General features: G+C 36.5%; 14 protein-coding genes. 7 read left to right on the top strand and 7 right to left on the bottom strand.

The window, feature by feature from the left end; translation table 11 throughout:
- Positions 1-7: 7 nt before the first annotated feature.
- The 6 genes from M9C82_03055 to M9C82_03030 form a co-directional block, all read right to left on the bottom strand.
- Entirely contained in the window at positions 8-1,774 is a 1,767-nt protein-coding gene (locus M9C82_03055; protein ID URQ72949.1) for a long-chain-acyl-CoA synthetase, read from the bottom strand.
- A gap of 138 nt (positions 1,775-1,912) precedes the next feature.
- Positions 1,913-2,641, bottom strand: a complete 729-nt coding sequence (locus M9C82_03050) for a TIGR02206 family membrane protein (GenBank protein ID URQ72948.1) — start codon at positions 2,639-2,641, stop codon at positions 1,913-1,915.
- A 9-nt stretch (positions 2,642-2,650) separates the two neighbouring features.
- Positions 2,651-3,442: an SDR family oxidoreductase gene (locus M9C82_03045; protein ID URQ72947.1), complete on the bottom strand. Its 792-nt coding sequence runs from the start codon at positions 3,440-3,442 to the stop codon at positions 2,651-2,653.
- Complete coding sequence (locus M9C82_03040) at positions 3,426-5,162, bottom strand: acyl--CoA ligase (GenBank protein ID URQ72946.1); 1,737 nt, start codon at positions 5,160-5,162, stop codon at positions 3,426-3,428. The genes M9C82_03045 and M9C82_03040 overlap by 17 nt, the downstream gene beginning before the upstream one ends.
- Positions 5,163-5,939, bottom strand: a complete 777-nt coding sequence (locus M9C82_03035) for an SDR family oxidoreductase (GenBank protein ID URQ72945.1) — start codon at positions 5,937-5,939, stop codon at positions 5,163-5,165.
- Positions 5,939-6,730 carry an enoyl-CoA hydratase-related protein gene (locus M9C82_03030; protein URQ72944.1) on the bottom strand — a complete coding sequence of 264 codons (792 nt, stop codon included), beginning with the start codon at positions 6,728-6,730 and terminating at the stop codon, positions 5,939-5,941. The genes M9C82_03035 and M9C82_03030 overlap by 1 nt, the downstream gene beginning before the upstream one ends.
- A 116-nt stretch (positions 6,731-6,846) precedes the next feature.
- Here M9C82_03030 and M9C82_03025 point away from each other — a divergent pair, with 116 nt between their 5' ends.
- The 3 genes from M9C82_03025 (at position 6,847) to M9C82_03015 (ending at position 11,497) form a co-directional block, all read left to right on the top strand.
- Positions 6,847-7,614: a 3-hydroxyacyl-CoA dehydrogenase gene (locus tag M9C82_03025; protein URQ72943.1), complete on the top strand. Its 768-nt coding sequence runs from the start codon at positions 6,847-6,849 to the stop codon at positions 7,612-7,614.
- A gap of 217 nt (positions 7,615-7,831) precedes the next feature.
- Positions 7,832-8,353: a hypothetical protein gene (locus tag M9C82_03020; GenBank protein ID URQ72942.1), complete on the top strand. Its 522-nt coding sequence runs from the start codon at positions 7,832-7,834 to the stop codon at positions 8,351-8,353.
- A gap of 18 nt (positions 8,354-8,371) precedes the next feature.
- Positions 8,372-11,497: a hypothetical protein gene (locus M9C82_03015; protein URQ72941.1), complete on the top strand. Its 3,126-nt coding sequence runs from the start codon at positions 8,372-8,374 to the stop codon at positions 11,495-11,497.
- A gap of 48 nt (positions 11,498-11,545) precedes the next feature.
- Here the strand turns inward: M9C82_03015 and M9C82_03010 are convergent, their stop codons facing one another.
- On the bottom strand, positions 11,546-12,412 hold the full coding sequence (locus tag M9C82_03010) for a haloalkane dehalogenase (protein URQ72940.1): 867 nt from the start codon (positions 12,410-12,412) through the stop codon (positions 11,546-11,548).
- A gap of 79 nt (positions 12,413-12,491) precedes the next feature.
- Here M9C82_03010 and M9C82_03005 point away from each other — a divergent pair, with 79 nt between their 5' ends.
- The 4 genes from M9C82_03005 (at position 12,492) to M9C82_02990 (ending at position 16,352) form a co-directional block, all read left to right on the top strand.
- Positions 12,492-12,752, top strand: coding sequence for a TIGR03643 family protein (locus M9C82_03005; GenBank protein URQ72939.1), 261 nt, complete (start codon positions 12,492-12,494; stop codon positions 12,750-12,752).
- The gene (locus M9C82_03000; GenBank protein ID URQ72938.1) at positions 12,700-13,026 is read left to right on the top strand and encodes a hypothetical protein; all 327 of its coding nucleotides are present in this window, start codon (positions 12,700-12,702) and stop codon (positions 13,024-13,026) included. Before M9C82_03005 ends, M9C82_03000 begins: the two co-directional genes overlap by 53 nt.
- A gap of 95 nt (positions 13,027-13,121) precedes the next feature.
- A complete protein-coding gene (locus M9C82_02995; GenBank protein ID URQ72937.1) occupies positions 13,122-13,319 on the top strand; it encodes a hypothetical protein in 198 nt (65 codons plus the stop codon).
- A gap of 18 nt (positions 13,320-13,337) precedes the next feature.
- The gene (locus M9C82_02990) at positions 13,338-16,352 is read left to right on the top strand and encodes a hypothetical protein (GenBank protein URQ72936.1); all 3,015 of its coding nucleotides are present in this window, start codon (positions 13,338-13,340) and stop codon (positions 16,350-16,352) included.
- Positions 16,353-16,394 lie beyond the last annotated feature (42 nt).

The raw sequence follows: 16,394 nt of genomic DNA, 5'->3' as shown, positions 1-16,394 counted from the left end.
TTCGCAATCAAAATCTCTCCTCTCCTGATTGAATTCTTTGGTAAAGAGAACTATCAATTTCAACATAGTTATCTTTTTGATAAAAAAATAATTTATCATCTATTGATTCTGGGTTGAATCCTTGCTTCTTTAAATCTTCTTTTTGGTGTTTAAATGTACCTGTTGTTTTCATTTCGTTTGATAATCTGAGGAAACAAGGTCTTTGGAAACTATTTAAATTTTCGTTTACATGATGAGTGAATGACTCAAAAGAAAATTCTTCTGAAACACTCATAGTCGCCATTCCAGCTTTGCCCTCAGCAGAGTCAACTTGAACTCCGTAAACGTTACAATCTAAAACTCCTGAAGCTTTATTAAGAATTGCAGCAACTTCCATTGTTGAAACGTTTTCACTTTTCCACCGATAAGTATCTCCAACTCGATCGGCAAAAGATAACCAATTATTGTCATGTAGAGTTATTAAATCGCCAGTATTAAAGAAACGGTCGCCTTCTTTAAAAACATTTTGCAATATTTTTTTATTTGAAGCTTGAGCATCTAGATATCCTTGGAATTTAGCAACAGAATTTATTCTTTGGATATAGAGACCTGTTTCTCCTTGTTTTACTTTCGTGCAAAAACCTTGAGCATTAAGAATCGGAGATCCATCCTCTTTGTTGCATTCAATAATTGTTGAATCAGATCTTTTTCTTCCAATCATTCCAGCGCGACTAAAATAATTAATTGTCATTCCTACCGCTTCTGTAGCTCCATATATTTCTCTAATTTGATTAATATTGAATCTTTTTTGAAATGCCTCCCAAATGTCTGGCCTTAGGCCATTTCCAGAAATTCTTGAAATTGGATTTTTTGCATCTTTATCCGAGGGAGGCATATTCATTAAGTATCTGCAAAGCTCACCAACGTAGATAAATTTATTGGTTTTATATTTTCTAACATCTTCCCAAAAGTCAGTTGCTGAAAATTTTGCTTTAATAACATTTGCACATCCAGATCTTAGGCTTGCTGCCCATCCCAAAAGTAACCCCGTTGAATGGTATAAAGGCAAAGTTAAGTAAAGACGATCATTTTTTTTAAATCCAAAACATAAATAATGGCCAGCAAAAGAAGCTTTTACAAATTTAGCGTGATCCACTAATGCAGCTTTTGGAAGTCCTGTTGTTCCTGAAGTGAATATATAGGCAGCTACGTCTTTCATTTTGTGAACCGCTGGCTCAAAAGAAGAGAAAGTTTTTGAAAGATTTTTTAGGTTCTTAGAATCACTAGAGACTTTTTCAGAGTCTTCAATAACGAAAACAGGCAGATCTTTTAAATTACTATTTTCTAATGATTTATTCAGTTTTTTTAAATGAGACGCTCCAACAGTTATCATTTTTACATTTGAAATACTAATTACGTGTTTTAAGCCATCACCGGCAACAGTAGTATTTATCAATGCCGCAATGGAGCCAATTCGAAAAGAAGCAAGAAGAAGCAAGATAAAGTCTGAACTATTATCCATCAGCATAGCAAAGCAATCTCCTTTTTTAACACCTTGAGAACTTAAGAAGCCTGCATAGTTGTTAACCTGATCATTGGCTTGTTTCCAAGTCAATTCTTCTCCTTCAAAAATTAAAGCTACATCGTTGGGATAAGACCTAACATTCTTATCAAAAAAATTTAACATTGTTAAATTCGCATCGTCTTTCCAAGTGAAAAGAAGTCTAGGCAGGCCTAGAGTATAATAGTATAGATCCTCATAAATCCCCAAAAGCTTCCATTTTAAATTACTCATTTACTTCTCCGATATAATCATTTAAATCATTTGCGATAAAAAAATCAATTTTGTCTCAAACATTTCTATAGTTTTTTATTTTTCAAAATCCTCTGTTTCTTGGTGCCTGTATGATTTTTTCTTGCACAAAAATTTTCATTAAGCTCGAGCAGAAACTTTATCGTAAATAAAAAAAGGTAGATAAATCAATCCAAATAATATTAAACCAATTATTGCGAAGACCGGAATGTGCGCTGGAGGCTCTGGCATAAATGCTGTTAAATTGGCTCCAATAGGAAATTCCATTAAATACCAATAATTTGCAGGAGCACTTTCCACAAAGAAATTAATTGTTAAATTAATTGTATAAATACCAGCAACCGTAGGCATACTAATCAGAATGACTTTTATCAAATCCTGAAAATTAGGTCTTTCTCTGAAGGTTATTGATGATAAAAAAATCGCAAAAAATAACATACCGTGCGAAAAGAAATAAAGCAAAAAGTGAGGATGAGGAAAGGTATATGAAATATCTGGTTGAGTGAGTGCCATAGAGCAGCCTCCAATGCCCCAGAAAAAAGAAATGTTAAATAAAAGTTTATTGTTAAACAATAAATGAAAAGCTATCAGGAAGGATGACAAATTACACAAATGAAAGGGCAGCATTGAAAAGAACTCGTATCTTTCGGGAAATAGATAAGGGTAATAAAAAGGTTTCGCAAATTCATTAGCAATTATTACTAGAGCTAAAATTGATGTAAATAAATAAAGATCATTGCGTGACTTTCTTTTTAAAAGCATTGGAATAAAAATAGATATTATTATCAGAAAAAATATAGCCAGGATGTGATCAATTCCGAAGATTTTGAACTCACTATAACCATTCATTTAAAATGATTAAGTTTTTTTGAAAAGATCGCCATAAAAATCTTCAAATTTACTTTGAAGTCTTTGCATGCCTCCAATCCATCGATCATAGTCTGTAGCTTTTCTTTTTATATATTCTAAAACTTCCTCATGGGGAGTGATTAGAAATTGTTCTTTTTCAATTGCTTCTAGGACAGCAGCGGCGCATTCTTCGGGCTCAATCATGCCATCGACGCCTGCAGTCCCAGCACCATTTTCTGTCATAGGCGTTCTTACTGCTTGAGGACAGAGGCAAGAAACTCCAATACCTTTATTTCCGTACGTAATTTTGATCCATTCAGCCAAACTCAAAGCAGCAGCTTTAGTAACTGAATAGGGCGCTAGTCCAACTTGAGTAAGCAGTCCGGCAGCTGAAGATGTATTCATTAAATAACCACTACCTTGTTCTAGCATTTGAGGTAATACGTTTTTTGCAGCAAAAATATGACTCATAACATTTATTTCCCAAATGTTTTGCCAGTCATCTGTCGAAACATCAAGCAACATTGGTTCTCCACCTATTCCTGCATTCGAGCAAAAAATATCGATAGTTCCAGAATCTTCATTTGCAGTTTCGATTAATCCAATTATTTCACTCTCTTTTGCTACATTTGTTTTTGTGAACTTCACGCCTAATTCCTTTGAAACAGCTTTACCACTTTCTTCGTTCTGATCAGCAATCAACACATAATTAGCTCCTGCCGATTTAAAAGCTTTTGCTAATGCTTTACCTATTCCACTAGCACCGCCAGTAATTACTACATTTTTACCTGATATTTCCATTAGCTTTAATTAGTTCCACAGCTTCTTTTCGCATATCTATCTTTGCAATTTTTCCAGAAGCTATTCTAGGCAATTTTTCTGTCTGAAACCTATAGTGAGAGGGTACTTTAAAATTTGCAATTTTTTCTCCCAAAAAGCTAGAAATTTCTTCTTCACTTAAAGCAGATCCCTCACGAATACATATGTATGTCGCTAGGATTTCACCCAATCTATCATCAGGAACACCAAACACAGAAGCTTCGAGAACGGAAGGGTGTTCACAAATAGCAGCCTCAACTTCAATACAAGATATATTTTCTCCACCTCTAATGACTAAATCTTTTTTTCTATCGTTAATATACAGAAATCCATCGTCATCAAGATATCCAATATCCCCAGTTTTAACCCAGCCATCTTTAGTAAGCGCTTCATCGGTAGCTTCTTTATTTTTCCAATAACCTTTAAATGTTGAAGCAGACTTTATACAAACTTCGCCGGTTTCATTCGTATTTAAATCATTACCATCATCGTCGATAATTTTTAACTCCATAAGTAATGGTAAGCCAAAACCAGTGCTGGCTGGCTTTTTTACATATACTTCTCCAGCATTATTTGCACCCAATGCATTTGTTTCTGTCATTCCATAACCAATTCCAGGATTTGTATTTGGAAGATGTTTTTTTTGTTTTCTTACTTGTTCTGGAGGCCTTGCTGATCCTCCACCCAACAAATCTTTTAAGGTTTCAATATTTCTAGGATTCTTTGCTTGAGCTTCAACAATTTCAGAGGACATCGTTGGGACTCCGGTAAATGCAGAGATTTTTTCTGCTTCGATAAGATCTAAAGCGTTTTCTGGATCCCACTTATACATCAATACAGTTTTTCTTCCCACAGCAATTGATAGGAGAAAAATGGCATGACAGCCAGTGACGTGAAAAAGAGGAACGCTTAGTAAGGTTGCCGGTTGATATTTCTCTTCGGCAAGTTGATCATCAGAAGATGTATCCTCACTAATCTCCGCGAGTCTTCCCATAGTAGTAATTGTTATCCAATACAATGGAGCAAAAATAATTCCTCTATGAGTTAAGACAACACCTTTTGGATGTCCAGTGCTACCTGAGGTATACATGATTGAAGCTTCATCTTCTGGATTAATATCAACAATTTTTTGTAATTTTGTGTCTGCACCATCAATTATTTGATCAAAATTTATTTTGATATATTCAGGTTTTGATGCTCTTACTGCAATTCTTGAAAGATCTGGCAAGATATCTTTTACTCTATCCAACCTCTCTTCATCTGCAATGAAAAGTTTTGCTTCACTATTTACCAAACCATATTCTAATTCATCTCCTTTCCACCAGGAATTTAAAGGAACTGCAATTGCACCGATTGAAGTCGTAGCAATATAGGCAAACATCCATTCAGGATAATTACGCATTGAAAAAGCAACTTTATCGCCTTTTTTAATATCAAATTTATCAATTAATCTATTAGCTAATTGATTAGCTTTTTCCATAGTTTCTTTAAATTGATATCTCTCGTCTTCGTAAACTATGTGAGTCCAGTCTCCATGCATGAAACCAAGTTGATAATAATCTCTAAGATTTTGGGGTGCATTTTCGAAGACATGATATTCATTACCTCGAATTTCAGCTTTAGAGAGAGTTAGCAACCCTTCCTTTGTAACCTCTTTAAGAAGCTCTAATCTACCATCAGGTGTTAAAAGTTTTGATTCCATTTAGATTATTGTGCCTCCATCAATTACCAGAGTGTGACCGTTAACAAAACTTCCTGCCTCTGACGCTAAAAATACAGCAGCGCCACCAATTTCATCTGGTTCACCGATTCTTTTCATTGGACAAGTTGCTGTGGATTGCTTGAGGATTTCAGGATTTTCCCATAGGGCTTTGGCAAAGTCGGTTCTAAATAAACCAGGCGCAATAGCATTAGTCCTAATGTTATGTTGCCCAAATTCCAAAGCATAATTTTTCACTAACATTAAGTCAGCTGCTTTGGAAATATTGTAGGCACCTATGACAGGACTTGCATTTAAACCGCCAATAGAAGAAATAACTATGATACAACCATCTTTTCTTTCCATCATTTCTGGAATGACCATCTGACATAAATTATGGTTGCTTTTAATATTATTATTCATAATTTTTTCAAAAGCATCATCGGGAATATCTTTTATTGAGCCAAAAAAGGGATTTGTAGCAGCGTTACAAACAAGTATGTCAATTTTTCCTAATTGAGATCTAGATTCCTCAACAAGCATTTCAAGGGCCGTTTTATCTGAAATGTTGCAGGGAATAACAACCGCTTTTCCTTTCTCGCCATATAAAGGCGGAGTATCTAAATTATTAATCTCATCTGCAGTAGCTTGGCACACGTCAGCTTTTCTACTAGAAATTACTACATTAGCTCCGTGAAGTGCCATGGCCGTAGCAATAGATTTGCCCAATCCTTTTGAGGAGCCTGTTATGACCGCATTTTTCCCCCTGAGATCAAACATTATTTGCCTTTCCAATTAGGAAGTCTTTTCTCGGCAAATGCAACAGGACCTTCAATAAAATCTTCACTTCCAAACAATTCTTTTACCGCTGAATAATGAACGCCCATTGATTTTTCTAGTTCCGGTTCATTGAAGTTTTCATAAGCAACTTGTTTAGTAGCTCTAATAGACATCGGAGAACATTCTTCAATTTGTTTAGCCCAAGCTTTTGCTGCAGAAATTAGATTTTCAGGTTCTACAACTTCATTGACAAATCCCAATCGCATACCTTCTTCAGCTGGTACATGTCTACCTGTGAGCATCATTCCCAGAGCATTTTTCATGCCTATCTGTCTCGGTAGTCTTTGCATTCCTCCTGCCAATGCAGCCAATCCAACTTTTGGTTCAGGCAAAGCAAATTTTGCATTGGTAGATGCGATTATTAGATCGCATGCCAGAGCAATTTCAAACCCGCCACCCATTGAAACTCCATTTACAGCAGCAATGATAGGCTTCTTCAAATCAAATCTTGACGTTAGACCAGCGAATCCCGAAGACGCTATATTGATGTCCATTTTACCGCCATTTTGCGCTTGGAATTTTAAATCATTACCTGCGGAAAAGGCTCTGTCTCCAGCTCCAGTGATTATTCCGACCCATAAATTTTCATCTTTCTCAAATTCATTCCACACTTCATCAAATTCAGCATGAGCAGGTGGATGCAAAGCGTTCATAACTTCAGGTCGGTTGATGGTAACGGTCAAAATATGACCATCTATTTCAGTTGTTAAAAATTCGTAATCAGTTTTCATATTCTCCTCTTTATTGCTTATCTTAAATAAAAGGCCTTTTTTGTCCTGGATCATTTAAGAATTGAATGTCATCTTATGATAAATTATATTTCTAAAAAATAAATAGGAGAAGGAAATTGAATATAGAAAATAAAGTGGCACTCATTACCGGAGGTGCTTCCGGTTTAGGTTTAGCAACTGCTAAAAATTTACATGCAAAGGGAGCAAAACTAGTTTTATTGGATTTAAATGAAGACAATCTCAAGAGTGCACAAGAAGAATTAAAAACTAATGTCACAGGGGTGGTGACTAATGTAGCAGATGAAGAAAGCGTGAAAAACGCTATTAAAAGTGCAATCGACGAATTCGGCGCGATACATATTTTAGTTAATTGTGCGGGCATCGGTAGCGCCTCAAAAACAGTCGGCAGAGATGGTGCGCACCCTTTAGATATTTTTAAAATTGTTATAGACGTTAATCTGGTCGGTACTTTTAACACCCTTAGACTTGCAGCCGAAGAGATGGGCAAGAATGAACCAGAAGCCGACAACGAATGTGGAGTGATTATCAATACCGCATCGGTTGCTGCTTTTGATGGCCAAATTGGACAGGCTGCTTATAGCGCCAGTAAAGGCGGGGTGACAGCAATGACACTTCCAATTGCAAGAGACTTAGCAAGAATGGGAATTCGAATAAATACTATTGCTCCAGGAATATTTGACACACCTCTTATGGCGATGGCATCTGACGAAGTAAGAAAGCCGCTTATTGAGATGACTCAGTTTCCTAAGCGTTTAGGAGATCCTGTTGAATTTGCTCTCTTAACGGCTCAAATAATTGAGAATCCCTTTTTGAATGGAGAAACAATCCGTTTGGATGGAGGAATTAGAATGGCACCAAAATAAATTAATATATTTATTTTCCTTTTATTGCTTTGATTAAATAGAATAAGGTATTAATATAATTCAAATGCTTCAAGTGAATAAATTCCTTTCAAAGACAAAAATAATATCCAAAAAATTTTTTTATACATTGGTTGTTTTATGTTTAATGGCTTGTGAATCTACAGGTGGGGATATTTGCGGAATGTATATTTGCTAGACAACTAAAAAAGGGGGGTTTGTGAAACAGTTCAGTTTATCGATTTTAACTTTATTTTTATTATACGCTTGTGGTGGAGGAGGCGGTTCAGCTTCTTCTGGAGGAGGTTCTGGTTATGAAGGGGGATCAGCATCTGGGTGTGTTTCAAGTGCAACCAATTTTTGTGTGAAAGTAGTTTCTACCGCTAGCGGAAATAAGTATTCAATAGATGGAGTTACACAAAAAACTTTAACTTTAACTGCTGGTACTGCCTATACCTTTGATCAGACTGACTCTACCAATGCAAATCATCCGCTTGCTTTTTCTGAAACTGCAAATGGAACGCACGCTTCGGGTACTGCATACACAACGGGAGTTTCACCGACAGGAACTGCGGGTAGCACTGGAAAAACTACATTTACTCCTGCATCTAATGCTCCTACTCCACTTTACTATTTCTGCACAAATCATTCAGGGATGGGAGGCACCGCAAATATTTCTGGAACATCCGGTGGTTCAGGTTACTCCGTTCCATCTAAAGTAGAACCCATAGATACTCAATAACAAGGAACGGAGAAGATTATGAAAAAATTAATTATACTTTTTACTTTAATTCCGGCTTTTGCTTACGGACAAAACGTGACAGCTCAAGCAGGTTCTGCCTACTTTACTGATAAAACCGATTTCTTCGTTGGGGGTAATGCTTTAAACGATTCATTAGGACAGGTTAATTTTCTATTATGTTTTATATCCAACACTAGACCTGAAAGTTTATTAAACACTTCAGGTCCTTTTGTTGCTGCTATAAATGAAAATTTATGTGACGCAGCTAGGGATACGTCTAAAGATTCTAATAAGAACTCAACCTCTCAAGCTTCTCAGCAATCAAGTGGTGGTTCGGGCGGTGGAAGTTCATCTAAAGATGCAGCTAGTAAATCAAAAGGTTCTGAAACCCAATTAACAAAGTCTTATAACTTAGCCACACAAACTGATTCGGCAGGGGCAATGAATGTTAAGTCTTGGGTTTTTCTTCCAAAAAAAGGAGGCGGAAGCGGGGCAGGCGGTGCAACTGGTGCTGCTGATTCAAATGCTGGCGGAGATCCATTTGACGCAATGGACAAAGTTGTCTATTTTAATTTCTCTCAAACCGCTAATCCGAATCCCGTTTTGAAAGGAGATGGTACGCCAACTTCAAAATTTGGAGACTTTACTGCTAATTATTCTATTTATGCAAATCCTGGAGAAGTATATTTACCTGGAACAGGTGGAGGTTTAACTCCCCCAAGCACTATTGCAGACGTTGTTGCTGGAGCTTCTGTAGGTACCGCTGCCACAGACACTGCAGCTGGGATTGCAACCAATGCTACTTTTAACATTGGAAATGGATACTTAGCTGCTAGTGGTAATACTATCAGTTACAAAGACAATATCTTTGGAGCGCTTGAAGTTTCTGTAACTTTCAATTCAACTGGTTCAGAGGGAGTTTATGTCAGCTCAGAAGGTTGGGGGCCTAGTCCTACAGATGCTAATACTTGGGGTCCATACAATAAATTCTATGCGTTTAAAGTGAACGACAGCCTGAAATACTACTGCACAAAGTTAGTTGGTGCCGATTTCCTACAAATAAATTATGATGCCGATGGTTATGGTGATGGAGAAGAACCTACTGCAGTTTCTCTTACCGACGCCCAAATTTCTAGTCAAGGTTATTCCACGGCCGAGACTTGTTATTCTTCTGATATAGCAACAGCAAAAAAAGATGTTTACAGATATGGCGTTTACGATTCAACCACTGGAGCGAGACATGAAACGACTGGCGGCGGTTTCCCAATCAGAGCAGACAATCCAGTTTCTGGTAAAGACGACATGTTTGGTTGGGCTGATTATTACGGCACTTGGGTCGATGATTACATGAACCCAGAATCTAGTCTTATAGGAGCTACTTGGGTTCGAGACGATGGTTCAACTGATACTACTCAATACAAAGTACAAAAAAATCATCTCGAAATCTTAAAATTCGTTACTTCATACTCGTCATTAGATTCTTTAGATCAAGTTCAGATAAATCTTTATATTGGAGATCCTTATTGGGGGGCAGAATACGGTGCTGCCAATATGTTTGGTTCTACTGCTTCTAATGGTGGCACACAATGTGACTACACTCATTATTCAGATGCTAGTAACACGGCTTGTTACGAAGAATACAAAGGTTACTGGGACAAAGCATCAGCATCTTTTGTCTTTACTCATGCAATGAAATGGGCCTTGACTGGAAACAATCAAAATCCTGAAGTTGAATTATCGACACCGATCACTATTTCGGGAGCTAATTGGTATAGCACGATGACTAAAAGTGAGGGCGGATGGACTAATAGAAGAGGACTAGACGGTTGGTCTCCGGAAACACAAATCTATTATCAGATTTCACCAGAAGCGATAAATGCTCCAACATCTGCAACAGCTTCTGCCGGTATTAAAAAAGAAACCATGACAATTGTAAAAGATATGACAGATGTTCCAGATACTTTGTATTGTTATTTTGATTGCATTGATGCAAGTGTGTTCAATGCTGTCCTTACCTCTACTGCTAATTCTTTAGCAGGCGGCGGCAATGATCAACTCGTTAATAGCGGTTATTTTGCAGCGACTTCAGATTGTGTGATCAATGATAATGGAACAGGTGGCAATGCTGCTGACGATTGGCAGGAGTGTGGTCAAGGTAATATTGTCGACAATGAAGTACGATACGTTAAGTCTGGAGGAAAAATATACGATACTTCTGCGGATGTTAATAATGAGATGAACATTCATGGTTCGGGCGCAACGTCGAATACTCAAGCGGCTTTTACTGCATTGGCTTCTGCGAAAAATATGAGTGCAGCTGATGCTTTGAGGCAAGTTCAAATGAAAAAACCTGATTACGACGCGACTTTTGGAACTTGGTACACTGCTTATTTGGATTGGGCAGCCGAAACTGGCCCATTAGTTCCTGCCTCTCAACAATCTAATCTTGAATGTGAAAAAATTGATGGAAGTTATGCGCCTCGAACCAAATGGACAGGTACAGGAAATGAAGGTAAAACAAGATATTGTCAAGAAAATATCTGGGAAGGAAAAGTTACTGAGTATTATAGAATTTCAATGAGGATAAGACCTCAATGGGAATTAATAAATGCTGCTTCCAGTGCGAAGATTGTTTTTTCTGCACCCTCTTATTTGATTCTAGACCCAGATAGCTGGACTTCGGCACAAACTGCAGCTTCTGGAATTACTGCTAAAGATGCCAAAAAAGATTATAGATTTTTTTACAATGGCTTTGGTTCATACTTAAATATTCCAGGATCAATTTATAATACTTGTACCGGAACAGATCTTGGCGAATATTATTTTGGACAATGGGACGATCAATGCATGCGTTATCTTCCTAGATTTACTATTCCAGATGGAGCTCAGTTAACCGACGAAGCGACTTCTAATACTTACATTGTCAAAGCTCTTGCAGGAGACGAACTGCTTTCGCCAATAACCGCGAAAGGTTTAGATTACACTGGCCTAACCAAAGCAATCCTTCCAGATGCTGACACTTTAAAAGATATGGGCCCTGGTGGGTCTGACTCAATTGGTGCGGTTCCAGAGAAGAGTACGTTGATAAATAATGGTGATACTGCAGTCAATCACGGTACAGTGGTTTTTGATCCATCATCGTAAAATTTGATTTCTGATTAAAAAAACTCCCTTAAATTTAAGGGAGTTTTTTTATAGAGAGTTATAAAAATCTTTAAGATGATTAGTAATCTCTTCTGAAGAATCTTCTTGAATGAAATGATTGCCTTTGACTTCTACTTCTTTAATTGAGCTCCATTTTCTTATTTCATCTCTTTGCTCTCCAGTAAGAATTAGTCCTGGATTAGCATTAATAAAAAGTTTAGGAATTTCAGATGAACTATGAAATTCAGCATTCAAGATAACTTCATCTAGAGTCTCAGATGGCTCAGTACCATCGAGAGGTATGTTTCTGGGCCAAGTTAGAGTAGGTCGTCTTCCTTCCCCCTCATCTAAATAAGGTTTTAAGTATTCTTCCTTGTCACTATCACTCATGGGAGTTATTGGATCGTTAAAAAGTAATCTTTCAACAAAAAAATTCTTTTGCAAAACCAATTCTTCTCCAGCGTCAGTTCGCAAAAGCGAAAATATTTTTCTTGCAACTTCAGGCCATTTTTCCCAAGTAAGCGGCACTGCTATACCTTCCATAAAAGAAATTGATTTTATTTTGTCTGAATTTAATCTTGCGTACATAAGTCCTAAAGCACAACCCCAATCGTGAATAACTAAATGCTGATTTTCTCCAAGATCTAAAATTTCTAATAATTGAGATAAAAAATCATAATGACCTATGAAACTGTATTCAGGGTTATCTATTCCATCTAATTTTTCTGAATCTCCCATACCAATTAAATCAGGCACAATTATCCTGTTTGTATTAAGAAAATTTGGAGCAATATTTCTCCAAAGATGAGAAGAAGTTGGATTTCCATGTAAAAAAATAATTGGTTCACCGACACCTTCATCGATTACAGCCATTTTTTTTCCTCTAACTTCTATATATTTTTTTTGAATTTTCATAGTAAAGATTATGATTTAGGTTGTCTTTTGTTTGTATTAAATTAAATTGTATTTACAGTTTATTACTATTTAAAAGTAAATGCTAAGTGAAGAGGATAAAAATAGAATCATCGAAATGGCTTGGGAGGATAGAACTCCATTTGAAGTTATTCATTCTGAGTTTGATTTAACTCACAATGAATTGATTGCTTTGATGAGAAATAATTTAAAACCTAGAAGTTTTAAGTTGTGGCGACAAAGGGTCTCAGGAAGAAAAACTAAACATATTAAATTGAGAGGGCATTTAGTTGGAAGACACAGGTGTTACCGTCAAGGAAAAATTAACATCAAAAAAAGATAGATTTACGCAATTAATATCTCTTTTGAGAAATGAAGGGTTTGAAGTAGAACTAATCTGTGATGATGATTTCACTAGCATTTCTTTCAATACTAGTAATCCCGATCCGATTGAAATTTCCATACAATTATTTAAAGAATATTTTAGGGTATGTTACTGGGATGGCTATGGAGTTACTGAATTTTATGACTATAAAAACTTTTCTAAAGCGTTTAAAAAGTTCACAAAATTTTTAACAAAGTCAAAATCAAATATCGAAAAATTTGGATTGAAGTAGAAGCCTAGTAGATTAAAAAATATTTTTTTACCAAGTTATATAATTTTCTTTAACTTTATATATACTTAAATTATTCATACATTTAAGGAGAGTTTATGTTGAAACCTTTTACGATTCTAATTTTTGTTATTTCCATTTTTTTTGTCTCATGTGGCGGTGGGGGAGGCAGCACAGCTTCTTCTGGAGGCGGTTCTGGTTCTGGAGGCGGCTCTGGTTCAGGAGGCAGTTCATCATCCACTTATAGTGCAACTGGATCAATTCCAGAAAAAATAGAAGTTGTCGAAGCCGAGTAAACTAATTTAGGAGAGAAAATGAAAAAAATAACATTTTTAATTGCATTGCTTATAAGTTCTTTTGCGGTCGCTCAAACTTATACAGCAGATTTAAGCAAAAAAGATTTTTACGTGAATGGATTATTAGCCAACGACGGATTACAAAGTTTAAATTTTTTAATCTGTTTTATGAAAAACACCAATGTAAGTGATTTCATAGACAAAGGTACTTACAAAGCTTTAATCGATGAGAAATCTTGTGAAAAAGCGGATGGTTCAGATTCTACTGCGGAAGCGAGTGCGGCGAAAGCAACGAGTGCAGAATCTTCTAAAACTACTACCACTACAGGTACTGTGGATAATGTTGATTACACAACACAAACCGTTGTTGCTGTTACTGCAACCGATGGTTCTATTGATGGTAAATCATGGGTTGAGCTAGAGATTGACTTTTTTGGTCAAGAATCTTTTAGGGGTCCCGCTACAGCATTTGTAAAAATGGATATTCAAGAAGATGTAAGTGATGAGAACCAGTTGGGAACTTTTACTTTTACCTATGATTTAGTTAATGATGAAGAATTTTCAACTGATCCAGAAACAACAATCTCAGCGAATACCCAAATGGCACAAGGTTATGTTGGAGTTTCAGGAGATGAAATAACTTTTGTCGAAAGAGGAAGTGGACCTCCAATACAACTTAAATTAAATAAAAATTCATCTACGGGTGTTACTCAAGGAATTATGAGAACAGCAGGTTCAGTTGTTGATATAAGTAATAATGTAGAACAGTATACTTTTGTGCATCAGTTTTATTTCAATGATACGACTAATGTTTATTGTCAAAATCTTGTAGAAGCGCAAAGGATTCAATTTACTAATTCTGGACCACAAAATGTTGGTAACCCACTTAATGCAGCAAGTTTTAAAACAATTGCTGATGCAGCACAAGAAGTTCAAGCATTTGGAGGCGGTGCTAATGTAACTGGAGAAAATTGCTGGGGTACAGCAGCTGCAGATACCAAAAGAACCGTCTATCAATATGGGACTTACAACGCTGGTAATTTAGTTACCGCTGATGCCGATAAAAAATACGATGCTGCTCAAGGATCTATGTCCTTAAGGGCTACAAAAGGAGACAATGTCTCTTTCCCTGATGGTAGAGAAGTTTATGCACATGCAAGTTACTGGGGTACTCACGTCAACAGCACTGATAGACCCTTAGTGAGCAATACTACTATTTTTAGAAACAACAGCAGTTCAACCGATACAAACACTTACAATCTAAAACAAAATTTTTTACAGGTATTCGAAATCACTACTGAAAAAAGACAATTAGCTGATCTAGATAAAGTAAGCTTTTTTGGTTATGTAGGATGGTTAAAAAGAGATAATGATTGGTCATCAGGAATGTCGAATTTAGGGTTTCCTACTACCGGCTCTTGTAACGCTACTGATGGTAATTGCGATGAATACGCTGGAACAGTTACAGTTTCGGGTACGGGTGCGAGTACTGTGGTTACTTTTACTATCACTAAAGGCATCGATTGGAATTCAGGAAATGGTCCATTTGATTTAAATACTTCTTTTTCCTTTACAGCAAGTGATTGGGCTACACAATTGAAAAAAGCTGGACAAAACTGGGGTCAAGGTTGGCATTTATGGGATGATACTAATAGAAGAGGGTACGAGATTCCTTTTGAAGCTTTTTCAAACCCAGTCAGCACTACTGATGCACATCTAACCAAGTCTAGAACGGAGAAAAAAATCGCAGTAAATTCTCTACCAAACAATCTTGCTTGTCTAAGAAACTGCATAGATGCAACAAAAATGAATCAAACAATGGGCGGAATATTTGCCTCTATAACTAATGGTTCTACCGGGGGTACTTTAAATATTTCTCCATATAAAAATGTTGGAAGCTGGTTTAAAGAGGAAGTTTATACTGATTGGAATACTAACGGCGAATTCAATGCAGCTAACGGAGAATTTAAAATGTCTCCGGGCGATCACATGTGGATTGGGGGAACTAAAGCTGCTGAGGTAGTTACTTATACGGTAAATAGCGGTAGCATTTTAGATAGTTCTACTGCTCTTACTTGGACTAATGGAGTTAGTATTTCGATTCCATCGACTAGCTCGGTAGATGTATTAACAAAAATAAGTTCTGCGTCTAGACAGTTAGAGGATACGATAAGAAATTTTAATTATTACGAGAAACCTTACAGCCTTGGAACAACTAATAATTACACAAGAAGGGCTGGACACTGGTTCGATATGGAAGTCTTTGAAAATACCACTCTTAACTTAAACGCAGTTGAGTGTGATAAACGAGATGATGGTGAATATCAGGGCTATGCACCAGAGATCAAAAAAGTTAGTGACAATACTTCTTATATGGTCAACATAGCGACTTCTAAATATTATTGTTCTGATAAGCTTCATAGAGGCGCATTAACTACCACTTATAGAATAGGAGTTATGCAAAGACCTGAATATAGCTTGAGTAACGCAACTACTGGTGCTGAGATTAGTATTTCTCCACCAGAAACCTTAACTTTCAAAGTTCCAGCTACAAACGTGAGATATAATTTTTCAGGACTAGATTATTCTGGTCAAAAGTTTTTACTAAAATTTGAAGGTTATGGAGAGTTGCGCAATATTCCTGGAAGAGTTATCAACACTTGTACCGGTGTTGAGGTAGGAAAATATTACAATGGCAATTGGAATCAATGTTATAGATACGTTCATGACTTTGTAATTCCTGATGGAACTATTCTTGTAAATTCCGATGAAACGAAACCTAATATTAAAGTCTTAGGTTTACGGGGCGACGATTTTATTACTAAAAAAACTGACAGTGAGACCGCCACCCTGGCTACTACTTATACTTTAGATAAAGCAGCATTAGAAACAAGTGCATCGTTTTCTCTTCTAAAAAATAATTCGCAATCATCAAGTTCGTCTGACTATATAGGTATTAAGCCGACAACTGGTATTATTAACAATGGTAATCCTTCAGTGGTGCATGGACAAACCGTATTTGAAGCAAATTAAACACTAAAAAAATCCTCTTTTTGATAAAGAGGATTTTTTTAT

This window comes from SAR86 cluster bacterium, assembly GCA_023703675.1.
GTDB lineage: Bacteria > Pseudomonadota > Gammaproteobacteria > Magnimaribacterales > AG-339-G14 > AG-339-G14.
The sequence above is the reverse complement of the archived record's forward strand: the minus strand, read 5'-3'. Positions and strand labels throughout refer to the sequence as shown.